Origin of the sequence: Clostridium pacaense (genome assembly GCF_020709765.2) — a bacterium.
Classification (GTDB): Bacteria; Bacillota; Clostridia; order Lachnospirales; family Lachnospiraceae; genus Enterocloster; species Enterocloster hominis.
The window spans coordinates 1-22,863 of sequence record NZ_JAJFEB020000016.1 but is presented as its reverse complement, the minus strand read 5'-3'; the positions used below and the strand labels follow the sequence as shown (position 1 = coordinate 22,863).

Genomic DNA, 22,863 nt, shown 5'->3' with positions numbered 1-22,863 from the left:
AGTAAGAAGGAAGGTATGAAATATGGGAGAACAGAAAACCATGCACACGGATGTGACATCTGACCAGATTGGGAAATACGTATTCCTGCCCGGAAGCGTGGAACGGGCGGCCCTGATAGCGGAGCATTTTGACAACCCGGTAAAGGTGGCCCATAAAAGGGAATTCTTAACTTATACAGGAACCCTGGAGGGCGTTCCAGTGACCGTGACCAGCACTGGAATCGGCGGACCCTCCGCATGCATTGCCATTGAGGAACTGCATTCCTGCGGCGCACATACCATGATGCGCATCGGTTCCGCCGCATCCACCTCCCCCAAGGTCAGGATTGGCGACGTGGTAATACCAAACGGCGCGGTGCGCATGGAGGGTACAGGCAATCATTATCTGCCGTTTGAGTTTCCGGCCGTGCCTGATTTTGAGATGTTAAAGGCATTGGAGGCAGCGGCCGTTGATTTGGGGCACCCGTATAACGTGGGGGTGACCATCACAAAGGATTCCTACTACACCGAAGCTGAGCCTGAGACAAAGCCGGTGTATGAGGAACTTAAATACAAATGGGAGTCTTATATAAAGGGAGGCGCCACCAACACCAGCATGGAATGCGCTGTGCTTTTCCTTGTGGGCGCGTCCCTGGGTATAAGGACGGCCAGTGTCATGATCAGCGCCACTAACTTTGGCGAGTATTCCAATGATGCGGAGGATTATCCATCCGGCTGGGAACAGAGGGCCATTGAGGTGGGCATTGAGGGGATGAGGAGGATGATACGGAAGGATAAGGCGGAGGGGCGGATATAAGCGTAGGCCTTATCATGGAAAAATGGAATAAATGATTGATATTATGCCACCAGAGCCGAAAGGGATACTGGTGGTTTTTTGTTTGTTGAATTAGATGTGGAATGAATTTAATAAAAAACTCCATAATTCTGTTGACAAAAAATAGAAGAAATGGTAAAACATAAATAGAATAAATGTATGGAATCATTCCAAAAAAATAACAAAAGAAAATTAGGAGGGGAGAAAAAATGGAATATAAGGTAAGGCTTATTCTTGATGGAGAGTACCATAAACTGCTGGTATCCCGGGCGGGCAGCCAGATAAAAATCGTTGTGGGGCGGACGGATGAGATGTCGGTTGTAGGCGCGAGAAAATGTGTAGATGAGGTTAAGGAGCTTTTGGAAGAAAAATGCAGTCTGTGTCTGCTTAAAAGGATGCACTACCTGATTTCGGTAAAGAACCAGCTGGGGGAGAAAAGGGATATTTTAAGGTTTTCCTTAAAATCACTGGAAATAGCCATCAGGATACTATATCCGGATGAGTACAGGCAATGGAAGGATGAAATTGAAGAGAAGGGGGAAAAGGGGGATGACAGACAGTATGAAAAGAAGCGGATTACGATATTGAATACAGGATGTACTTCTTCGGGAAAGACGATATTTGATTTGAAATGTATCCTGGATGATGCTGCCAGCAAGAATTTCATACCTGCGTTGACCAGTATTAAGGAAAGTACGAACTTTATGATCCGTTACCATATCAACGACCCGGAGTTCCGTCCGGAAGAAGAGATGGATTTCCGAATCTGCGTGAAGCTGAAGACAAAGCAGGTGCTTAAAAAGAATATCGAGATGCAGATATTGGAAGCCGTGGTGGAAATGTATGAAGACATTGCGGAAATGACAAAGGATGACAATGCCGGTATGGAGGAAATCAGGGAGCATTCCAGGGGGATTGCGGTTGAGCGGCTTAAGTCCAACAGGGCCAAGACCTTTGTCATAGGATATATTGTGGATATGGAAGGGAAAGGCAAGAACATTGAGAACATCCTGATAAAAGGAATCCAGGAGGTTTATGGACAGAGCACATCCTACAGTAAGGTGGGGTATGAAGAAGCTTATGGCGGAATCATTACGGATATCCGCAGTAAACATCTGAAGCTGAGCAATGATGATATTTCCGAACTGGTATTCAGGGAGGATGATAGACCCAGTGAATATATGGAGATTTACAATTACATAGAGAGGGAACTGGACCGTGTTGCGGTCATGTTTGAAGAGGAACATGGAAGACATATAGGGATGGGGGATAATCTGCAGATTGAAGGAAAAAGCAGGGAACCTGGTACAAAGGATTTGGTGGACCATGTTTTTGGGAATAAACGCAGGCAGATGAACAAGGATTTCTTTTCGATAGAGCCGCTGGTGGAAAGGGCAGAATTATATTTTGTTTCTGACAAAATGAAAGACTGTGGATGTGTTGTTCTGATAGATGGCCTGGGAATAAACCAGGGGCAGCTGCCATCAGGAAATGAAAAGGAAGTCATATATAACAGGGTCCATGTTTCAGTCCAGGACGCAAATCCGGATATCATATTATACCATACGCTGTTGAATGGGAAAGATGACCATATGGTGGATATTGTCAGGATGCTTAGCGATGAAGGCTTCCGCCGGAAGACATATGTTGTATTCGGACGGCTGGATACGGTTGCAGATGACTATTTTGAGCAGGATGGTATTGGACTGGATGAGGTGACATCAGAAGAGTTCGGCATTTTCATGAAACACATAGAGGAACAATATGCGGAGAGGGATGTGCTTTCCCTGCGGGGTATTATTGGGGAACATTATTTTCTCTGCGACAAGATGGGGACCTTTGATAAGAAGATGGATATTCCTGAGGCAAAGGGATACGATTCTAACTCCGTCATAAAAGAAATCATAAGGCAGAATGCAGGGGATATAAGCAGCCAGGCGGCTAATTCCGATATGGAACAATTTTTTATGATTATGGATAAGCATTTTGTGTTTGGCAGCACATATATAAAATATATGTCGGAGTTGGACCGGATGGTTCCTATGGAGTATGGGAAGATGAGATGGAATACACTGGAAAAGGCTTTGGATGAACTGTATGCTTCCCGGTGGGGATTCGACTGCCTGATTCCGAGCATGACATTGAGGCGCTGCCTGGCCGGGATAATGAACAGAGAAGACATCAAAAAACAGATGCAGGATACATTTGCGGATAGATACGACAGCATTTTAAGGGACTTCCTTCAGGAGTGGACGGAAACAGCACAGACGATTATGGTGATTGAACATAAGGCATTTTTTCACAGGCTGCTGTTGATGCGCTATATCTCAAGTATGCGGACAACCTATGGTGTTTCCATGACAACAGACAGGAAAATAAACCTTAGGAATTTATATGAACGATGTTTTGGAAGTAAGGATATGGATGGGATGGAGACGCTGCGGCTTATGGCACAGATTGCCTGGAAGAGTAAGCGCAGCCTTAATACGGAGGCTGGAATGGAATAAATAAGATGGCTGTATAAGTGCATACGCCACATTATTTAAGAATTTCTAACGCTTCCTTTAGAAAAAATTCCACAAATAGTCAGGGAATAGTCACGTAGTGTTAAGGCTTTTTCAAAGATTAAATCCAAGGTCTGTGATATGATAGATACATAAAGTGATAGATTGTCAGCATATCCATAGAAAAGGATAAATCAGATTGGGAAAGCGGGTGAAGTGAATGAAGGTGCGTAAAGGATTGAAATATCTGGCAGCCATGGTTATGGCAGCACTTATCTGTCTCTGTGCCATGGTCATCATGGACGGTTACCACATGTATCAGGATGCGGTGGCTGAGGTAAGCCTGGAAGAGAAAGTGGCTTCCATCCGCAGCAAGGAAAATTATACCACCTTTGATGAGCTGCCCGAAATCTATGTGGATGCGGTGCTGTCCGTGGAGGACCACAGGTTTTACAATCATCCGGGTATTGATATGATTGCCATCGGAAGGGCTGTTTTCAATGATATACGGGCAGGCGCATTTGTGGAAGGCGGCAGCACGGTGACACAGCAGCTGGCCAAGAACATGTACTTTACCCAGGAAAAAGAACTGCAGCGCAAGGTGGCGGAAGTGTTTGTGGCCTTTGACCTGGAACGGAATTACAGCAAGAACGAGATACTGGAACTTTACGTGAATACGATTTATTATGGAAATGGATATTACTGCGTGAAGGATGCCTCGGAAGGGTACTTTGGGAAAGCGCCAAATGACATGACGGATTATGAAAGTACGCTGCTGGCCGGAATCCCCAATGCACCGTCTAAATATGCCCCCACCGTAAGCCCCGAGCTGGCGCAGAAACGCCAGGAGCAGGTGTTGGCGCGTTTGGTGAAATGCGGATATTTTACAGAGGAACGGGCCCTTGAGACGCTGGCGGCAGGGAATGTGCTGTAGGCTCACTGATGATGCAGGTTTAGTGCCGTTTGGTACGGATTCTGGTATAATTCCTGATACAAATACGCCGATAGATGGCACCCGCTATCTATCGGCGTATTTACGTCAGGCGGTACTAGATGATATAATAGGGATATTCAGGTACGGGAGGGGAATACATGCAGATATCGTCCAGTTTAGGAATGAGCATTGTCACAGAGGTGAAGAAAATCATCCATGAAGATTTGACGTTCATGGATAAAAGCTGTCACATCATTGCCTGCACGGATGAAAAACGGATAGGTGATTTCCATGAGGCCAGCAGGAAGATGTTGGATGAGGGGCTTAAGGAACTGACGGTTCCGGATGACGATACCTATCAAGGAACCCGGTCCGGGATTAACCTGACGCTGGAGCTTGAAGGCCAGGTCGTAGGCGTGGTGGGAATCACTGGAAATGAAGAAGAGGTCAGCCGTTACGGACAGGTTGTAAAGAAAATGACGGAAATCCTGTTGCTGGAAAGTTATTTGAAAGAAGAAAAAATCCGGGAACGCAGCGCCAGGAACCGCTTTCTGCAGGAATGGCTGATGACGGATGAGCTGAGGATGAATCCGGCCCTGGTGGATGAGGGAATCTCCCAGGGCATCGATGTGATGGTGCCCAGACGGGCCGCGGTGCTTGGGCATACCGGGAATCCCATCATGAGCCAGGAGGATGTGGAACGGATTGAACACAGGATCCGCCGCATCCTGAAAGAGGACATGCGCAATGTAAGCGGCAGCAGCGGCGGGAGCTTCATCGTGCTGATGAGTGAGCGCAGCGACGAGATGGCAGCAAAGCTGATTGCCCAGATACAGGCGGACATTGAAAAGGAATGCGGCTACCGGCTGATTGCAGGCGTGGACAGCCGTACCATCAGCGGCGGACAGCTGAAAGCCGGATATTTCCGGGCCATTAAGGCCCTGAACGGGGCCGCGGTGCAGGGGGACAGCGGAGTTGCCTTTTATGACAGCATATTGCTGGAGATATTCATCAACGATATCGGACAGGCCACCAAGGAAGAGTTCATACAGCGGGTATTTAAGGGATGTTCGGAGAAGCGGATGAAGGAAGCTGTCCGCATTTTAAGGGTGCTGTATGAATGCGACGGTTCCATAAACCAGGCCGCTGAACAGCTGTATCTCCATAAGAATACATTGCAATATAAACTGAACCGATTAAAGGAGAAAACGGGATATGATCCGCGTAAATTGAGCGCGGCACCTTATTATTACCTGGCGATTGCGTTTTATGAAAGTATGGAGTGAGATGGGATGAAATGACAGGGATTAATATGAAATGACAGGGATTAATATGAAATGATAGGGATTAACATGAAATGATGAGGATTAACATGAAGTGACAGGGGTTAACATGAAATGACAAGAATTAATTTTGAGTGATATGAATTAGTATAGACTAATTGTGAGAGGATTACTGCGGCAGGCGGTAGTCCTTTTTTGATAAGGCATAGCATTGGCAGACGGGGGAAGACAATGGATAAAAATGCATAAAAATAAAATGAAAATATGTGTAAATAAATACAAAACATACAATTTGATATATTACACATACCATATTATTTTGATTAAATATGGTTTTTGTAACATATCACCGGGAATGATTTTATGTTATAGTTAATTCATGAAAAACAGGCGCAAAAGTCAATGAGGAGGGGGATATGAAGATAGAGATACCCTATGGGAGGGCTGTGTTATCAGCGGATATACCGGATGAAAGAGTGGGCGCGGTGCTTAATAACCGGCTGCATGATTATGAGCCTCCGGCTGCTGCGGATGTGTTGGTGGAACAGGCTCTGGCATCACCAATCGGCAGTCCGCCTTTATGCGAGCTTGCAAAAGGAAAAAAGAATGTGGTCATACTGGCAAGCGACCACACCCGTCCGGTTCCCAGTAAGGCAATCATGCCGGCCATGCTGCGGGAAATAAGGCGGTTCAACCCTCAGGTAAAGATTACAATCCTCATCGCCACAGGATGTCACAGGGAATCCACCAGGGAGGAACTGGTCCATAAGTTCGGCCAGGAGATTTGTGAACAGGAGACAATCGCCATCCATGACTGTCTGAAGGATTCCATGGTGGATTATGGCGTACTTCCATCCGGCGCGCCTTTAAGCGTGAACCGGATTGGTGCCCAGGCAGATTTGCTGGTTGCGGAAGGCTTTATTGAACCGCATTTTTTTGCTGGATTTTCAGGGGGACGCAAAAGCGTGCTTCCAGGAATCTGCGCAGCCAGTACGGTTTATGCCAACCACAGTTCCCATATGATTGACAGCCCAGGTGCCCACAGCGGCTGTCTGCAAGGGAACCGGATCCACGAGGATATGGTGGAGGGGGCGCGCCGTGTGGGTCTCAGCTTCATTGTGAATGTGGTGTGTAACGGCAGTAAGGAGACTGTAGCTGCATTCGCAGGGGATTTTGAACAGGCGCACCTTGCAGGGGTAAGCTTTCTCAATGGATTGTGCAGGATGCAGGTGGAGGAAGAAGCGGGGATTGTCATCACAGGCAATGGCGGTTTCCCCTTGGACCAGAACATCTATCAGGCGGTAAAGGGGATATCCACGGCAGATATCATCTGCCGCAGGGGCGGGGTCATTATCATGGCGGCAGCCAGTGTGGACGGCCATGGGGGAGATGAATTTTACCATACGTTTACATCTGGGAAAAATGCAGATGAAATCCTGCAGGATATCCTTAATGTGCCCCAGGATGAAACGCGGCCCGACCAGTGGCAGTCCCAGATCCTTGCAAGGGCAATGGTAAGGCATCCGGTCATCCTCATAAGCACACAGCCCCATGAACTGGTGCAGAGGATGGGAATCATACCTGCCGATGACATTTCCCAGGCCATTGGGATGGCGGATGAACTGTTGGGACGGAAAGAGAAAATTGTGGTCATACCGGACGGGGTAGGGTGTATACCTGCCTTGAAGGGATGATGGTAAACGAAACTAATAAGGATAAGTGTTCAAGGAGGGACAGATAATGGGGAAATGGATGAAAAACAGCTCAAAACGGCTGCTGGCAATCTCTGTTTTGCTGATGTTGGTCAGTATGGTAATGGCAGGGACACTGCAGAGTGATTTTGGGAAGGTGACTGTCAAGAAAATCAAAGTAGAAACAGACGCAGGCTTAACCATGGGCGGACTGCTATACGTACCGGATTCAGCTACTGTGGAGAATCCGGCGCCGGCTGCCGTTGTGGTACACGGATGGTGGAAGACAAAGGAGAGCCAGTCCTCCACGGCCATGGAACTGGCCCGCCGGGGTATCGTGGCCCTTGCCATTGATATGTACGGACATGGGGATTCCTCCAATGTGAAATTTAATTTTGTGGATTCCTATAATGGACTGGAACTGCTGGCTGGCCTGCCATATGTGGATGCTGACCGACTGGGCATTACAGGCCATTCCATGGGAGGCAAATGCTGTACCGCGGTAACGGAATGGGCGGACCAGGGCGGTTCCGTGGATGTGGCAGCCATGGTCATCGCAGGTACGGATCCCACGTATCAGGATAAGGACGGTGCATGGATTAATGCCTATGGTAACCGGGATGTCTGCATGATTGCGGCCAGATATGATGACTTTGAGTATCATGGTTCGACCATTCATGGGCCTTGGTATAATGCGCCCAGGGACTATGCATCAACAGACCGGGCCAAATCCTTTGTGAATTTTGGGGAGGATCCGGCAAACATTCAGGATGAGGTCCAGGTTGGCAAGGTCTATGAAAAGGAAATTGACGGCAGGATTGCCAAACGCCTGCTTTATACACCGACACAGATCCACTCCTGGTTCGTGCTGTCACCGGTTTCCACCGGCATGACCGTATCCTTCCTCCAGGATTCCCTGGGAGCGCCTAATCCTCTTGGGGCCTCCAACCAGCTTGGATTCATCAAGGAGCTGTTTACCGCAGTGGGACTGGTTGGGATGTTCATGTTCATGGTATCCCTTGTGTATGTATTGGTTGAAACGCCTGCATTTGCCTGCCTTAAGGCATCGAAGAGGGTAGAGCCGCTTCCGGCCCCGAAGGGCAAAGGGCTTGCATGGTTCTGGGGGGCAATCCTTGTTACGGCAATCGTATCCTATGCCACGCTGTTCCCCATTGCAACCTGGATCAATACAGCGCCGCCGGACCCGTTACTGCCAATCATCCAGGCCAAGTCCCTTGGAATCTGGGGTGTAATCAGCGGCGCCGTATCTTTACTGATCATGTTCCTGAATTACCGGTTCTATGGAAAGAATAACGGGATTGATTTAAGGGAACGGGGAATCATCCTTCCGAAGGGCACATTTGCAAAGACGGTCCTGCTGGGGATAATCGCTCCTCTTGCAGCTTATGGATTTGTATTCCTGGCAGATTATTTCTTTACCACGGACTTCCGCTTCTGGACCTTTGCGGCCAGGGCCTTTGAATCGGATAAGGCAATTTACAGCCTGGTTTCCCTGCCGCTGTTTTTGATGTACTATATCCCTAACTCCCTTGCGACCAACTGCTTCCGTTATAACAGGATTGGGGGCAAGGAGTGGATTAATACCCTGATTGTATCCGTTGGAAATGCCCTTGGCTGTATCGGGCTCCTGGCAGTACAGTACATGACCTTTGTGGCCACCGGATATTCCAGATGGCATGATAACGGTTCGGTGAAATCTGCAATCGGATGGTCCTATGCAGTGGTTGCAATCTTAATCATTGCCCCCATTGTGGCGCGGAAGATATACAAAAAGACCAATAATCCTTATCTGGCAGGAATCATCAACGGCATCATAGTAGCCATAATCAGCTGTACCAGTACTTCTACCATACTTTATACGGTGGGGACATCTTATATCCCCCATTGATGCCGGGGCTTGCGTCCATTGTGCGGGTTGTATTTTTCCGTTGTGCTTTTTAACAGTAATACCTTTCAGTAATATTAGCCGGTAATACAGGTAAAACCGATATGCACGGTTCATTATGAGTCTTTACAATTGATATAGAATCTGTTAGAATGAGGAAACAGTCAGAAGCGTTAGATACCCCTATAGGTGCGTATCTAACGCTTTAAGGCGTGTCATCAAGACGCGCCGCCGGCTCTGACATAAGATGGATTAAACAGGACAGAGGGACGTAAAATGAGCGGAATATGGGACAGAATAAAGGGTATACTGGGATGGAAAAAGAGGGAACCGGATGAGAAGGAGGACGACAGGGTCATGTATATCGTAGCAGGTTTGGGCAATCCCACAAGGGAATATGAGAAGACAAGGCATAATGTGGGATTTGAGGTCATCGATGTGCTGGCCGACATGCTGGGGACCACGGTTGAGGAAAAGAAGTTTAAGGGCTGCTACGGAAGGGGAATCATCGGCGGTGAGAAGGTGCTGCTGCTAAAACCCCAGACCTTCATGAACCTAAGCGGCGAAAGCATCAGGGCTGCGGCTGATTTCTATAAAGTGGATCCTGAACATATCATTATCATATATGATGATATCAGCCTGGATGTGGGGCAGCTGCGTATCCGTAAAAAGGGAAGCGCAGGCGGCCACAACGGTATTAAGAACATCATTGCCCACCTGGGCACCCAGGAATTTCCTCGCATCAAGGTGGGGGTAGGCGATAAGCCTAAGAAAATGGACCTGGCCGACTATGTGCTGAGCCGTTTTTCCAAAGAAGACCGGGCAGCCATGGATGATGCGTTTAAGGAGGCGGCAAAGGCTGTGGAAGTGATGATAACAGACGGAATGGATACAGCCATGAATCAGTTTAACGGCCATAAGGCCTGATGAGAGGTGCAGGGTAAGATGGAAAACCCATTATTGGAATTACAGGAATATGACAATCTGATCCAGGCCCTGAATAAGGGGAAGGGTCCTCTTCAGGTAACGGGTACGCTGGATTCCCAGAAGGTGCATCTGATGTACGAGCTGGGGGAAGGGACGGCATTTCCGTGGAAGCTGGTGGTGACCTATGATGACACCCGGGCCAAGGAAATATACGATGATTTCCGTAACTTTACAAAGCAGGTATGGCTGTATCCGGCCAAGGACCTGCTGTTCTACAGCGCGGACATCCATGGAAACCTTATGACGAGGCAGAGGATTGCCGTGCTCAGGCACCTGATGGAGGATCAAGGCGGGGTTGTGGTCACCACCATGGACGGTCTGATGGACCATCTCCTTCCCCTGCAGTATCTGAAGGAGCAGGCCATTACCGTTGAAAGCGGACAGGTGATTGACCTCAATGTGTGGAGGCAGAGACTGACCGCCATGGGTTATGAGAGGATGGCCCAGGTGGACGGCATGGGGCAGTTTTCCATCCGCGGCGGAATCATCGACATTTTCCCGCTGACAGAGGAAGTGCCGCTGCGCATCGAACTGTGGGATGATGAGGTGGATTCCATCCGTACCTTTGACCTGGAGAGCCAGCGGTCCGTGGAGCAGCTGGACGCTGTCACCATCTATCCGGCGGCCGAGGTTGTGCTGGATAAAAAGCAGCTGGAGGCAGGGACGGACCGGTTGAGGAAGGAAGCTAAGACCTATGAGAAGGCCCTGCGGGAACAGCACAAAACGGAGGAAGCCCATAGGATCCATTCCATCATAGAGGAACTGGCGGACGGGCTTCGGGAGGGCTGGAAGCTTGGGGGGCTGGACGCGTATATCCGGTATTTCTGTCCGGACACGGTGTCCTTTTTGGAGTATTTCCCTAAGGGGGAAAGCGTGGTGTACCTGGATGAACCGGCCAGGTTAAGGGAAAAGGGCGAAACCGTGGAACTGGAGTTCAGGGAAAGCATGGTGCACCGCCTGGAAAAGGGATATCTCCTGCCGGGGCAGACTGAGCTGCTCTATCCGGTGGAAGAGGTCATGGCCAGGGTCCAGAGGCCCCTGACCGTGATGCTTACCGGCCTGGACCAGAAGCTGCCGGGAATGAAGGTGAACCATAAGTTCAGCATTGATGTGAAGAATGTGAACTCCTACCAGAACAGCTTCGAGATCCTGATTAAGGACCTGACCAGATGGAAAAAGGAAGGGTACAGGGTCATCCTTTTGTCGGCGTCCAGGACAAGGGCCAGCAGGCTGGCCAGCGACCTGCGGGAGTACGGTCTGCGGGCCTACTGCCCGGATGGGGCGGAGCCTGAGATGGAAACCGGGGATGGAAGGGAGGCAAAGGACGCCCACCCAAAGGTAAAGCCCGGGGAAATCATGGTTACCTACGGCAGCCTTCACAGGGGGTTTGAATACCCGCTCCTTAAATTTGTCTATATCACCGAGGGTGATATGTTCGGCGTGGAAAAGAAGAAAAAGCGCCGGAAGAAAACAAATTACCAGGGCAAGGCAATCCAGAGCTTTTCCGAGCTGTCCGTGGGCGATTATGTGGTCCATGAGGAGCATGGACTTGGTATTTACAAGGGAATTGAGAAGGTTGAGCGGGATAAGGTCATCAAGGACTATATCAAGATTGAGTATGGGGACGGCGGTAACCTGTACCTGCCCGCCACCCGTCTGGAAAGCATCCAGAAATACGCCGGCGCGGATGCCAAGAAGCCAAAGCTTAACAAGCTGGGAGGCACGGAGTGGGGCAAGACCAAGACCAGGGTTAAGGGCGCGGTCCAGGAGATTGCCAAGGACCTGGTTAAGCTTTATGCTGCCAGGCAGGAGAAGGCCGGGTTCCAGTACGGCCATGACACGGTGTGGCAAAGGGAGTTTGAGGAACTGTTCCCTTATGATGAGACGGATGACCAGATGGATGCCATTGATGCGGTGAAGACGGATATGGAAAGCAGACGGATCATGGACCGGCTGATCTGCGGCGACGTGGGCTACGGCAAGACCGAGGTGGCGCTTCGGGCAGCCTTTAAGGCGGTCCAGGACAGCAAGCAGGTGGTTTACCTGGTGCCCACCACAATCCTGGCACAGCAGCATTATAATACGTTTGTCCAGAGGATGAAGGATTTCCCGGTGCGGGTCGACATGCTGTCCAGGTTCTGCACCCCGGCCAGGCAGAAGCGGACCCTGGAGGACCTGCGCAAGGGCATGGTGGATATTGTCATCGGCACCCACAGGGTCCTGTCCAAGGATATGCAGTTTAAGGACCTGGGGCTTCTGATCATAGATGAGGAGCAGCGGTTCGGGGTTGCCCACAAGGAGAAGATTAAGCAGTTAAAGGAAAATGTGGATGTGCTTACATTGACCGCAACCCCCATACCAAGGACCCTTCACATGAGCCTGGCAGGTATCCGGGACATGAGTGTGCTGGAGGAGCCTCCGGTGGACCGCACCCCAATCCAGACCTATGTAATGGAATATAACGAGGAAATGGTCCGGGAAGCCATTAACCGCGAATTGGCCAGAAACGGCCAGGTGTATTATGTATACAACCGGGTGACGGATATTGACGAGGTGGCGAACCGTATCCAGGCCCTGGTGCCTGAGGCCGTGGTTACATTTGCCCATGGACAGATGAGGGAACATGAACTGGAGCGGATCATGGCTGACTTCATCAATGGGGAGATTGATGTGCTTGTATCCACCACCATCATTGAAACAGGCCTGGATATCCCCAATGCCAACACCATGATCATCCATGATGCGGACCGGATGGGACTGTCCCAGCTATACCAGCTGCGGGGCCGTGTGGGCCGTTCTAACAGGACCTCCTATGCCTTCCTTATGTACAGGCGTGATAAACTGTTAAAGGAAGAGGCGGAGAAGCGCCTGCAGGCCATCCGTGAGTTTACGGAGCTTGGCTCCGGCATCAAGATTGCCATGCGCGATCTGGAGATCCGCGGCGCGGGCAATGTCCTGGGCGCGGAGCAGCACGGACACATGGAAGCCGTGGGATACGACCTGTACTGCAAGATGCTGAACGAAGCAGTGCTTGCGCTCAAGGGAGAAAAGCCGGATGAGGATTCCTACGAAACCGTGGTGGAGTGCGACATCGATGCATATATTCCTGGTTCTTATATTAAGAATGAGTATCAGAAGCTGGATATCTATAAGAGGATTTCCGCCATTGAAACAGAGGATGAGTATATGGATATGCAGGATGAGCTGATGGACCGCTTTGGCGATATACCGCGCAGTGTGGATAACCTGCTGATGATTGCGGGCCTGCGTGCACTGGCACACCAGGCATATGTGACAGAGGTGGTCATTAACCGCCAGGAAATCAGGCTTTCCATGTACCAGAAGGCCAGGCTTCAGATTGAGAAGATCCCTGAACTGGTTAAGGCCTACAAGGGGGATCTGAAACTGGTGCCGGGGGAGGTCCCCGCGTTCCACTATATTGACAGAAGGAATAAGAACCAGGACAGCCTTGCCATGGTGGAGAAGGCCAAGGAAATCCTGAAAGGGCTGGGGGAACTGAGGGAGGCACATTAGTGCTCCCTCCAGTCAGAAACCGTACTTCCAGCGCTGGCAGGTGGCGGGTACTGAGTCCATTGGGATTTGCGCCGTGCCGTTTTAAGCAGGAAGAGAGAGGGAAAATGCGTATGACTGGTTGGAAACGGAACTTTTTTACAATATGGGCAGGGCAGGCATTTTCCCAATTCTCAAGCTCCGTCCTTCAATTTGCAATTGTATGGTATCTGACTGACCAGACGGGTTCCGCCCTGGTACTGTCGGCCGCCATGATGATGGGATTCCTGCCCCAGGGGGTTCTGGGACCATTCATTGGCGTGTTTATTGACCGCTATGACAGAAAACGGATTATGATTATTTCAGACCTGCTTATATCCGCAGCCAGTTTTGCCATGGTGATAGCGGGATGGATGGGGAAGCTGTCAACAGGGCTGATACTTGTAGTACTTTTGTGCCGCTCCATCGGCTCGGCGTTCCATACGCCCTGCCTGCAGGCGGTTACCCCTCAGATTGTGCCTGGGGACCAGCTGGTAAGATGCACCGGGTATTCCCAGGCCCTGGAGTCTGTGTCGCAGATATTAAGTCCGGTGCTGGCAGCTGTTTTATACAGCTCCTGGAGCCTTGGCGGAATTATCTTCCTGGATGTGGCTGGGGCATTGATAGCAGTGTTCACCCTGGGGATTAGCGTGATACCGGAACTATCCCAGGGCATGAACCAGGGAAAGGTGCAGGTCCTGCGGGAGGCAAAGGAAGGGTTTTTAATCCTCTGCACCAACAAGGGGATGCTGGGGCTGGTGCTCATCAGCACCCTGTATACACTGGCCCTGATGCCTACCAGCGCGTTGTTTCCACTGATGAGCATGTCCTATTTTAACGGGACCAGCACCCATGCCAGCATTGTTGAGGTAGTGTTTTCCGTGGGGCTTTTAGTTGGATCCCTGGTATTGTCCAGATGGGGCGGCACAAAGAACAGGATTTATACCATCATCGGTTCATTCCTGCTGATGAGCTTCAGCTTATTTGTTTCAGGGATACTTCCAAGAGGCGGATTTGCCATTTTCGTTGTGTGCTCCTGGCTGATGGGGGTGTCCGGCCCCTTTTACTGGGGAATATACACGCCGCTGCTCCAAAGCAACTTTGAGGCAAAGTATCTGGGCCGGGTCCTGTCATTATCCAGCAGTATACGGTTAATCAGCGGTCCGGTTGGATTGTCCCTGTCGGGATTGTTCGCGGAACGATATGGAGTTGAGAAATGGTTCCTCATTGCGGGTGCCCTGGTTTTGCTGGCCGCGTTCCTGTGCCTGGCAGTTCCGGCGGTGCGCAGATGTGATGGCGGCGGGAGCCGGTGACAGGTGTGGAAACCGCCGTATGAAATAATTTTATATGCAGAAAAAAGCCGTGGTTAATCTACCAGCCCATGCCTGGTATGACCATGGCTTTTTTATTTTTTAAAAATAGTTGAAATTACCTCTTGCCAAACTAAAAAATATATGATACTATTCGGTTAACAGCTTAATATATTAACCTAATAAGAGAGACATAACCAGAATGATAAAAAGGGGATGAGGCTTTCCGCAGAAGCGGCCGTGGAATATCCGTATATCTTTGTAAAGAAGCAGGAGGACAATGAGGTTTCTGGTTGAAGGGAAAGGAAATAATTGATATGATAACAACAGATTATTATATTAACCAATTAACAGCCAGTGAAAGAGAGGTTCATATGTCCATACCAAAATACCAGCAGATTAAACAAAGCTTACTTTATGAAATCAACAATGGGAAGTTCCAGCCAGGCGATAAGTTTTACAGCGAAGCGGAGTTGAAGAAAAAGTATAATGTCAGCGGGATTACCGCTATCAAGGCATTGCAGTGCCTGACCAACGAGGGGTATCTGGTCAGATACCAGGGAAGGGGAACCTATGTGTCCAAGGCCAGGCGCGGCAAGATTGTCAAGTTTTCCGATATTGAGAAATACAGGGATGCGGCGGAACGCACGGAAGTACTTGATATCAGGGTGATGAAGGACCCAAGGATTGCGGCGCAGCTGAACCTTGGGGAGAATGAGGAGTTTTATCACATTAAGCGCATGCGGCTGGTTGAGGATAAGCCGATTATTGTACAGAACAGCTATGTAATCAAGGAATTTATCAAGGAAGAGGATGCAGGGGATAAGAAGAAGTTCTCATCCATTTACGGGAAAATCAGGGAGGACTTTGGAATCGACCTGTACCAGGCGGACTCGAAGGAGATAACGGAAATTGCTTTTCCGGCTCCTGAGGAGGAAGCAAAGCTCCTGGGTCTGACAGATAAGGAACCCAGCGCCTTTACCAGAAGATATACATACCTGTTTGACGGAAGGACCATTGAGTATATTGAGGGATATAAGCGGTGGGATTATTTCAGCATTGAGATTGAACCGATTTAGGCCGCACAGATGGAGGAAATGTATGGAGTTATTATTAGTTTCCCACAGGGGAATCGCATCAGGTATGAAATCAGCAGTAGCCATGGTCATGGGGGCCGTGGCAGAACAGATAACAGTCATGGAACTGACAGAGGAGGAAGGGATTGACACGTTTTCAGTGCGCCTGGAGGAGTATCTTGTAACATGGCTGTCCGATGGCAGGAAAGGGCTTATCTTTGCGGACCTGAGGGGAGGGACGCCCTATAACCAGTCGGAGAGCCTGCTTTCTAAGCATGGGCTGAAGGCGCAGGCAAAGGTAATCAGCGGCATGAACCTGCCCATGGTGGTGGACGCGGTGCTGCGTGACATGGATGTATGCAGCACAGAGGAGCTTACAGGCCTGGTACAGGCTGCAAGGGAAGGAATCGTGTGTCTTGACCTGGAGGCCCAGGCAGCCGGTTCAGAAGATGAATAGCACACAACAGGCGCCCATTCACAGGAAACAAGGAGGATTAGGAAAATGAATATTCAGTGGTGGCAGATTCTGCTCATTACCTTATATGCAGGATTTGCATTTTATGATGGCAATAATACAACCTTTGGAACCGTAAAGCCCACCATGGCAGGATTTTTTGCAGGACTGGTGCTGGGGGATGTCACTACAGGACTGGTGGTAGGCGGAACGCTTAACCTGCTGGTGTTGGGAATCGGTAACTTTGGCGGGGCGTCCATCCCGGATTATATGACAGGCGCGCTGTTAGGGACTGCATTTGCCATACAGAGCGGGCAGGGCGCTGAGTTTGGCGTGACGCTGGCAATCCCCATCGGTCTGTTAATGATACAGCTGGACATACTGGCAAGGTTTTCCAATACATATTTCCAGCACAGGGCGGAGCGTCTGGTGGAAAGCGGCAATATTGACGCGGCGGCAAGGATGAACATCCTGGGACTGATTCCACAGTCCATATCCCGTATGCTTCCCGTGTTCCTGGCATTGGTATTCGGTTCTGATTTTGTCAACCTGGTGGTGAACCATCTTCCCATGTGGCTGATGAACGGATTAAAGACAGCGGGCGGGATCCTTCCATCCCTTGGTATTGCAATCCTGCTGCGCTATCTGCCTGTAAGCCGGAACATTTCCTATCTGATACTTGGATTTTTCCTTGCGGCTTACCTGAAGGTACCGGTCCTGGGCGTTGCCCTTGTGGGCCTGGCGTGTGCAATCCTCAGCTTCCAGTCTGAGAAGGATGAGAGGCCTGTGACGGCGCAGGCCACAGTAAATGCAGGAGGTGACATGGGTGATGAATAAGGCGCAGGGCAATCTTACAAAAGAGGGAAAAAGCGTATTCTGGAGATGGTATTTCCTGGGAGGCGCAGGATGGAACTATGAGAAGATGCAGGGGCTTGGATACTTTTACAGCATGCTTCCCATGATAAAGAAGCAGGACAATGAAGAGGACCGGAAGAACCTGGCCAAGACAGAGCTCCAGTTCTTTAATACCAATAATACCATGGCCCCCATTATCATGGGTGTGGACTGTGCGCTCCAGGATGAGACAGGGGCAGATGCCGCGGATACCATTGCCGCCCTTAAGACAGGTATGATGGGCCCGCTGGCCGGCATCGGAGATACCCTGTTCCACGTGATACCATCCACCATCATCGGTTCCATCGCATCCTATATGGCATTGGAGGGAAGCCCCCTTGCACTGGTACTCTGGGTGTTCTTTGGCCTGCTGCGCCTGTTCTGCATGAAGAATTTCTACTCCATGGGATACAGGGAGGGAGCCAAAATCGTAAGCGAGATTGGAAACCGCTTAAAGAAAATCACAAAAGCCGCCAATATCCTGGGGATCACGGTTATCGGCGCATTGATCCCCTCTGTGGTCAACGCCAGGTTCGCATATGAATTTTCCCGGGGGGAAGTAAGCATTTCCATACAGGAACTGGCTGACAAAATCATGCCGTCCCTGGCCCCTACCCTGGTTGTGTTCTTTGCGTACTGGATGCTTGGACGTAAGAAAATGAATTCCACAAGGGTAACGTTACTGCTGGTGCTGGTAGGTATACTGGCATATAATTTCAAAGTATTTGTATAGGAGGAACTGCAATGAAAGGATTTGTACATATCCGTATTGATGACCGTTTAATCCACGGACAGGTGGCCACACGCTGGTCCACCGGGTTAAAGGTAAACCGTATTATGGTGATTGATGACGCGGTGGCTGCCAATGACAACGAGAAGGCAATCCTGCGCATGGCAGCGCCTGCAGGTGTCAACACATCCATACTGCCTCTTGAAAAGGCGGTGGCCAATATTAAGAACGGCAATTATGACGGGCAGAGGGTCATGCTGATTGTCAAGTCCCCTGTGACGCTTGTGAAGATGATGGAGATGGGAGTGGAACTTTTACCGGTAAATATCGGCAACATGTCCAACCGCCCGGGAACCACCCAGTACAAGAAGTCAGTCAGCATGAACGCGGAAGAAAAGGCAGCGGTGGATGCCCTGTTGGTAGCCGGTGTTAAGGTGACGGCCCAGATGGTGCCGGATGATCCTTCTGTTGGGATTGAGACATTTTTTTAGATGAAATCATGGATAGTAACATACAGCGGTAAAAAAGAGCGGTTGACACGCTCTTTTTTATCAGGGCTGTTCCGGAAAAACGGGAAGGCAATGGGGATGAACAGCCTTTAACGGGAGTTCAATGGAAACAGGAGGAAAGGGAGAGGCTATGTCTGTGGATTCAAATATATGGGTGGAAAAGGAACTGGACCGTATCTGTGATGTGTTAAAAAGGAATATGATCCGATACGGTACGGATTTTCCATCGGCCTGCGCCACAAACAGCAGGTATAGGATTAAAAAGAACGATGACTGGACCAATGGGTTCTGGACCGGGATGCTGTGGATGGCATATCTGCATACAGGAGACAGCTGCTATAAGGACCTGGCAATGGAGAATGTAAAGAGTTTCGGCCAGCGGTTAAAGGAACATTATGTACTGGACCATCATGATATCGGTTTTCTGTACAGCCCGTCCGTGGCAGCCGCCTGGAAGGTGACCGGATGCCAGGATCTTAAGGATATGATTGTGGAAGCGGCTGACGTGCTGGCAGGGCGTTTCCAGCCAAAGGGCGGGTTCATCCAGGCATGGGGAAAGATGGGCGAGGAGAAGGAGTACCGTCTGATTATCGATTCCCTGCTGAATCTTCCCCTGCTCTATACTGCTGCGCAGATTACCGGAAATGACCGCTACCGGGAAATCGCGGGGGTTCATTACAGGAATGTCGTACGCTGCATTGTCAGGGAGGACGGTTCCACCTACCATACCTTTTACTTTGATAAGGCCACCGGGGAACCCGCATACGGGGCAACCCATCAGGGCTTTTGCGATAAGTCATGCTGGGCCAGGGGACAGGCCTGGGCCATCTATGGAATACCCCTTCACGCAAGGGTATCGGGAACAGCTTTGACAGAGGCAGAGATGGAAACCTACGCCAGGATTGTGGGATATTTTGAGGGACATCTTCCGGCAGACGGGATGCCTTACTGGGACCTGATATTCACTGATAAGGACAACCAGCCCAGGGACAGCTCCGCCCTGGCCATTGCGGCCTGCGGCATGTTGGAAACAGGTAATGCGCAGCGGGCAGGGGAAATGCTTAAAACCTGCCGGGATATGGCCTCTTCTGAGGCTGAGCCTGAGAGCGAGGGAATCCTCCTCCATGGCGTGTATGCTTACGGCGAGGGCAAGGGAGTGGATGAGCCCAACCTGTGGGGGGACTTCTTCTACATGGAAGGCCTGCTCCGGCTTCTGAGAAGGGACTGGGTCCCGTTTTTATGACATGGGAGAGATAAGGATGAGTACATTTGAAGTAAAAGAGGAGTTTTACCTGGATGGAAAACCGGTAAAACTGCTGTCCGGGGCAGTACACTATTTCCGTCTGGTCAGGGAATACTGGGAGGACTGTCTGTTTAACCTGAAGGCAATGGGGTTCAACACGGTCGAAACCTATATTCCATGGAATATACACGAGCCGGAGGAAGGGGTATTTGACTTTAACGGCAACAAGGATGTGGAAAGCTTTGTGAAACTGGCGGGGGACATGGGGCTTCATGTAATCCTGAGGCCCAGCCCGTTTATCTGTGCGGAATGGGAATTCGGAGGGCTTCCCCCATGGCTCCTGCGTTACGGAGACATGAAGGTAAGGACGGACACACCGCTGTTCCTGAGCAAGGTGGAGTCCTATTATAAAGAGCTTTTCAGGCGAATTGCACCCCTCCAGATAACCCATGGAGGCCCGGTCATCATGATGCAGGTGGAGAATGAATATGGTTCTTTTGGAAATGATAAGAACTACCTGAGACAGATTAAACGTCTGATGGAGGAAAATGGTGCCCAGGTGCCGCTGTTTACATCGGATGGTTCGTGGGACGCCGCGCTGGAGGCAGGAAGCCTGATAGAGGACGGAGTGCTGGCAACCGCCAACTTTGGCTCCAGGTCAGGGGAGAACCTGGATGTGCTGGAGGCATTTTTCAAAAGGAATGGCCGTACCTGGCCCCTGATGTGTATGGAATTCTGGGATGGATGGTTCAACCGGTGGAAGGAGAAGATCATCCTCAGGGATGCCGGGGATCTGGCCATGGAGGTAAAGGAACTGTTAAAGCGGGCCAGCATCAACCTTTACATGTTCCAGGGAGGCACGAATTTTGGGTTTTACAATGGATGCTCCGCCAGGGGGTATACGGACCTTCCCCAGATTACATCCTATAATTACGATGCCATCCTGACTGAATGGGGGGAGCCTACCGCCAAGTTCTACCAGGTGCGGCAGGTGGTAAGGGAACTGTTCCCACAGGTATCCACCATGGAACCAAGGGACCGGAAACGGATTGCCTATGGCCAGGCCACACCTACGGGCCAGGTTTCCCTGTTCTCCTGCGTGGACAGTCTGGCCACATGCCAGAAAAGCGCTGTCCCCATGTCCATGGAGGAAGCGGGAAGCGGCTATGGCTACATGCTTTACCGGACCCATGTAAAGGGATATAATAAAAAAATGAAGGTCAAGGCTGTCCAGGCCTCTGACCGGGTCCAGTATTATCTGAACGGGGTTTTTGAGGGGACCCAGTACCAGAACAATTCCGGTGAAGAGCTGGAACTGTACTTTACGGATGAAAATGAGCTTACCCTTCTGGTGGAGAATATGGGGAGGGTTAATTACGGATATAAGCTTCAGGCGCCTACCCAGAAAAAGGGAATCAGGACAGGCGTCATGGTTGATATCCATTTTGAGAGTGGATGGGAACAGTATGCCCTGGATTTAAAGAACATTGGGAATCTGGATTTTTCCGGTGAATGGTTCAGGGATACACCTTCCTTTTACCGGTATGAATTTCAGGCCGGGGAATGTGCGGATACATTCCTGAACTGCCGGGAACTGGGAAAGGGCGTGGCGTTCATCAATGGGTTTAACCTGGGGCGCTATTGGTCGGAGGGACCGGTCCAGTACCTGTACATACCCGGGCCTCTTTTGAAAAAAGGCAGGAATGAAATCATTATTTTCGAGACAGAGGGTAAGACTGCAGGCACGTTATCACTGGAGGACCGTCCTTATTATGCGGCCTTTGAATGATTGGCGGTTCTGTGCAGAAAGGCCGGGGAATCACTCCCCGGTCTTTTCCTCCTCCTTAATTTCCCAGTGAATCAGGAAGGTTAGGGCGGCCCGCAGGGCAATGATGCCTGCCACGATTCCGATTTCCTTCCATTCACGCACCACCACGGTCCGGAGAATCTCACTGCCCATCTTGAATTCCAGGCCCATGGCCAGGCCTTTGGCCAGGTATATCTTGGTGTCGGGCGCCCTGCGCACGAATCTGAGGAAACCGGTCAGGCCGGAGTAGATAATGATGCCTACGCCGATGAATTCAAAAATAAGGATTGCGGCATTTGCCACCAAGGACAGGAGTTCTTCTAAGTATTCCATAGGATAACCTCGTTCTTCTGCGTTGTTGGACTGTATTTATGAAGTGACGGGAACCTGGATGGATTTAACCTTTACACCATCCACTTTGCCAAGGTCACCGGCAAAGGAACTGATCTGGTTCTGGGTCCCATGCATGACCACGCTTATGACGGAAACTCCGTACTCCCGGCAGGGAACTCCTAGGCGTGCGATAATCAGGCCTGACTGGAGATGGAATTTTTCATTTACAGTTGCAACGGAATCTGGATTGCTGATAATGCAGCTGATGACAGCAAGACGGTCTTCCATAAAGTATGTCCTCCTTGTATGTGTTTTAGACCTTGGGCGGAACCGGCGGAGCCGGAAATGGTTTCCGCCCGAGGGAGTTATTTCCAGTATGTATTCATATATATTTCTGCATTGGTTTCTGTTAACTGGAACTTTTCAACTAGTTTTTCAAGGCATTGTCCGCGGGACAGATGTAGTTCCTTACAGGTCTCTATCAGAGCCTGTATGCCCTTTTGCATGCCTTTTTCGATTCCTTTTTCAATGCCCTTTTGCATGCCTTTTTCAATGCCTTTCTCAATGCCTTTCTCAATCCCCTTCTCCTCCCGTTCCGCCAGTTCATCTGCAAACAATTCCTTTAATGCCTCGCACATTTTCCTGCCCTCCTCATATTGTTTCTGATTGGCCCTGACTATGACGTCCATCACCGCCTGATAGAGCGGGTCGTTCTTCTTGCCCTTATATTCCCTGGCCAGCGGCTCTATGTCCAGCTTGAGATCCAGCCCCTTCCGGAGCCTGCCAAGCCAGGTGTATTCTTCTTTTGACAACTGTTCTGTTACCAGCAGCTGCACAGG

The 22,863-nt window shown here is 50.1% G+C and carries 19 protein-coding genes; 16 read left to right on the top strand and 3 right to left on the bottom strand.

Annotated features, from left to right (window positions below; all coding sequences use genetic code 11):
• Positions 1–22: 22 nt before the first annotated feature.
• The 16 genes from LK536_RS50860 to LK536_RS50785 all read left to right on the top strand — a co-directional run bounded on the left by LK536_RS50860 (position 23) and on the right by LK536_RS50785 (position 21,673).
• Positions 23–796 (top strand): nucleoside phosphorylase, encoded by a 774-nt coding sequence (locus LK536_RS50860; RefSeq protein ID WP_008720628.1) that lies wholly within the window; start codon positions 23–25, stop codon positions 794–796.
• Between the two features lie 227 nt (positions 797–1,023).
• Positions 1,024–3,321 (top strand): hypothetical protein, encoded by a 2,298-nt coding sequence (locus tag LK536_RS50855; protein WP_227795633.1) that lies wholly within the window; start codon positions 1,024–1,026, stop codon positions 3,319–3,321.
• 217 nt (positions 3,322–3,538) lie between these two features.
• On the top strand, positions 3,539–4,252 hold the full coding sequence (locus tag LK536_RS50850; RefSeq protein WP_227795634.1) for a biosynthetic peptidoglycan transglycosylase: 714 nt from the start codon (positions 3,539–3,541) through the stop codon (positions 4,250–4,252).
• A gap of 158 nt (positions 4,253–4,410) precedes the next feature.
• Positions 4,411–5,538, top strand: a complete 1,128-nt coding sequence (locus LK536_RS50845; RefSeq protein WP_025485084.1) for a CdaR family transcriptional regulator — start codon at positions 4,411–4,413, stop codon at positions 5,536–5,538.
• 413 nt (positions 5,539–5,951) lie between these two features.
• The gene (larA, locus tag LK536_RS50840; protein WP_227795635.1) at positions 5,952–7,229 is read left to right on the top strand and encodes a nickel-dependent lactate racemase; all 1,278 of its coding nucleotides are present in this window, start codon (positions 5,952–5,954) and stop codon (positions 7,227–7,229) included.
• 46 nt (positions 7,230–7,275) lie between these two features.
• Complete coding sequence (locus LK536_RS50835; RefSeq protein ID WP_227795636.1) at positions 7,276–9,135, top strand: dienelactone hydrolase family protein; 1,860 nt, start codon at positions 7,276–7,278, stop codon at positions 9,133–9,135.
• A gap of 354 nt (positions 9,136–9,489) precedes the next feature.
• Positions 9,490–10,059 (top strand): aminoacyl-tRNA hydrolase, encoded by a 570-nt coding sequence (gene pth / locus LK536_RS50830; RefSeq protein ID WP_227795729.1) that lies wholly within the window; start codon positions 9,490–9,492, stop codon positions 10,057–10,059.
• Positions 10,060–10,077: 18 nt separating this feature from the next.
• A complete protein-coding gene (gene mfd, locus LK536_RS50825) occupies positions 10,078–13,653 on the top strand; it encodes a transcription-repair coupling factor (protein WP_120058587.1) in 3,576 nt (1,191 codons plus the stop codon).
• Between the two features lie 110 nt (positions 13,654–13,763).
• The gene (locus LK536_RS50820) at positions 13,764–14,981 is read left to right on the top strand and encodes an MFS transporter (protein ID WP_227795637.1); all 1,218 of its coding nucleotides are present in this window, start codon (positions 13,764–13,766) and stop codon (positions 14,979–14,981) included.
• Between the two features lie 371 nt (positions 14,982–15,352).
• A complete protein-coding gene (locus LK536_RS50815; protein ID WP_227795638.1) occupies positions 15,353–16,057 on the top strand; it encodes a GntR family transcriptional regulator in 705 nt (234 codons plus the stop codon).
• A 22-nt stretch (positions 16,058–16,079) separates the two neighbouring features.
• Positions 16,080–16,511, top strand: a complete 432-nt coding sequence (locus LK536_RS50810) for a PTS sugar transporter subunit IIA (RefSeq protein ID WP_227795639.1) — start codon at positions 16,080–16,082, stop codon at positions 16,509–16,511.
• Positions 16,512–16,556: 45 nt separating this feature from the next.
• Entirely contained in the window at positions 16,557–17,345 is a 789-nt protein-coding gene (locus LK536_RS50805) for a PTS mannose/fructose/sorbose/N-acetylgalactosamine transporter subunit IIC (protein WP_227795640.1), read from the top strand.
• Positions 17,338–18,135 (top strand): PTS system mannose/fructose/sorbose family transporter subunit IID, encoded by a 798-nt coding sequence (locus LK536_RS50800; RefSeq protein ID WP_227795641.1) that lies wholly within the window; start codon positions 17,338–17,340, stop codon positions 18,133–18,135. The genes LK536_RS50805 and LK536_RS50800 overlap by 8 nt, the downstream gene beginning before the upstream one ends.
• Positions 18,136–18,146: 11 nt before the next feature.
• Positions 18,147–18,623 carry a PTS sugar transporter subunit IIB gene (locus tag LK536_RS50795; protein ID WP_227795642.1) on the top strand — a complete coding sequence of 159 codons (477 nt, stop codon included), beginning with the start codon at positions 18,147–18,149 and terminating at the stop codon, positions 18,621–18,623.
• Between the two features lie 148 nt (positions 18,624–18,771).
• Entirely contained in the window at positions 18,772–19,884 is a 1,113-nt protein-coding gene (locus LK536_RS50790; protein WP_227795643.1) for a glycoside hydrolase family 88 protein, read from the top strand.
• A gap of 16 nt (positions 19,885–19,900) precedes the next feature.
• On the top strand, positions 19,901–21,673 hold the full coding sequence (locus LK536_RS50785) for a glycoside hydrolase family 35 protein (RefSeq protein ID WP_227795644.1): 1,773 nt from the start codon (positions 19,901–19,903) through the stop codon (positions 21,671–21,673).
• A 30-nt stretch (positions 21,674–21,703) separates the two neighbouring features.
• On the opposite strand, the gene LK536_RS50780 is transcribed toward LK536_RS50785, so the two are convergent.
• From LK536_RS50780 to LK536_RS50770, 3 genes are all read right to left on the bottom strand, one after another.
• Positions 21,704–22,024: a DUF1622 domain-containing protein gene (locus tag LK536_RS50780; protein ID WP_120058585.1), complete on the bottom strand. Its 321-nt coding sequence runs from the start codon at positions 22,022–22,024 to the stop codon at positions 21,704–21,706.
• Positions 22,025–22,060: 36 nt separating this feature from the next.
• On the bottom strand, positions 22,061–22,312 hold the full coding sequence (locus tag LK536_RS50775; RefSeq protein WP_008720612.1) for a TM1266 family iron-only hydrogenase system putative regulator: 252 nt from the start codon (positions 22,310–22,312) through the stop codon (positions 22,061–22,063).
• A gap of 77 nt (positions 22,313–22,389) precedes the next feature.
• On the bottom strand, positions 22,390–22,863 hold a 474-nt coding region (locus LK536_RS50770), incomplete at its 5' end, for a hypothetical protein (protein ID WP_506092207.1).

What these genes read in the sequence shown, in the direction of transcription:
- LK536_RS50860 (WP_008720628.1), top strand. Translation starts at nt 23, where the DNA reads ATGGGAGAACAGAAAACCATGCACACGGATGTGACATCTGACCAGATT.
- LK536_RS50855 (WP_227795633.1), top strand. Translation starts at nt 1,024, where the DNA reads ATGGAATATAAGGTAAGGCTTATTCTTGATGGAGAGTACCATAAACTG.
- LK536_RS50850 (WP_227795634.1), top strand. Translation starts at nt 3,539, where the DNA reads ATGAAGGTGCGTAAAGGATTGAAATATCTGGCAGCCATGGTTATGGCA.
- LK536_RS50845 (WP_025485084.1), top strand. Translation starts at nt 4,411, where the DNA reads ATGCAGATATCGTCCAGTTTAGGAATGAGCATTGTCACAGAGGTGAAG.
- larA (WP_227795635.1), top strand. Translation starts at nt 5,952, where the DNA reads ATGAAGATAGAGATACCCTATGGGAGGGCTGTGTTATCAGCGGATATA.
- LK536_RS50835 (WP_227795636.1), top strand. Translation starts at nt 7,276, where the DNA reads ATGGGGAAATGGATGAAAAACAGCTCAAAACGGCTGCTGGCAATCTCT.
- pth (WP_227795729.1), top strand. Translation starts at nt 9,490, where the DNA reads ATGTATATCGTAGCAGGTTTGGGCAATCCCACAAGGGAATATGAGAAG.
- mfd (WP_120058587.1), top strand. Translation starts at nt 10,078, where the DNA reads ATGGAAAACCCATTATTGGAATTACAGGAATATGACAATCTGATCCAG.
- LK536_RS50820 (WP_227795637.1), top strand. Translation starts at nt 13,764, where the DNA reads ATGACTGGTTGGAAACGGAACTTTTTTACAATATGGGCAGGGCAGGCA.
- LK536_RS50815 (WP_227795638.1), top strand. Translation starts at nt 15,353, where the DNA reads ATGTCCATACCAAAATACCAGCAGATTAAACAAAGCTTACTTTATGAA.
- LK536_RS50810 (WP_227795639.1), top strand. Translation starts at nt 16,080, where the DNA reads ATGGAGTTATTATTAGTTTCCCACAGGGGAATCGCATCAGGTATGAAA.
- LK536_RS50805 (WP_227795640.1), top strand. Translation starts at nt 16,557, where the DNA reads ATGAATATTCAGTGGTGGCAGATTCTGCTCATTACCTTATATGCAGGA.
- LK536_RS50800 (WP_227795641.1), top strand. Translation starts at nt 17,338, where the DNA reads ATGAATAAGGCGCAGGGCAATCTTACAAAAGAGGGAAAAAGCGTATTC.
- LK536_RS50795 (WP_227795642.1), top strand. Translation starts at nt 18,147, where the DNA reads ATGAAAGGATTTGTACATATCCGTATTGATGACCGTTTAATCCACGGA.
- LK536_RS50790 (WP_227795643.1), top strand. Translation starts at nt 18,772, where the DNA reads ATGTCTGTGGATTCAAATATATGGGTGGAAAAGGAACTGGACCGTATC.
- LK536_RS50785 (WP_227795644.1), top strand. Translation starts at nt 19,901, where the DNA reads ATGAGTACATTTGAAGTAAAAGAGGAGTTTTACCTGGATGGAAAACCG.
- LK536_RS50780 (WP_120058585.1), bottom strand. Translation starts at nt 22,024, where the DNA reads ATGGAATACTTAGAAGAACTCCTGTCCTTGGTGGCAAATGCCGCAATC.
- LK536_RS50775 (WP_008720612.1), bottom strand. Translation starts at nt 22,312, where the DNA reads ATGGAAGACCGTCTTGCTGTCATCAGCTGCATTATCAGCAATCCAGAT.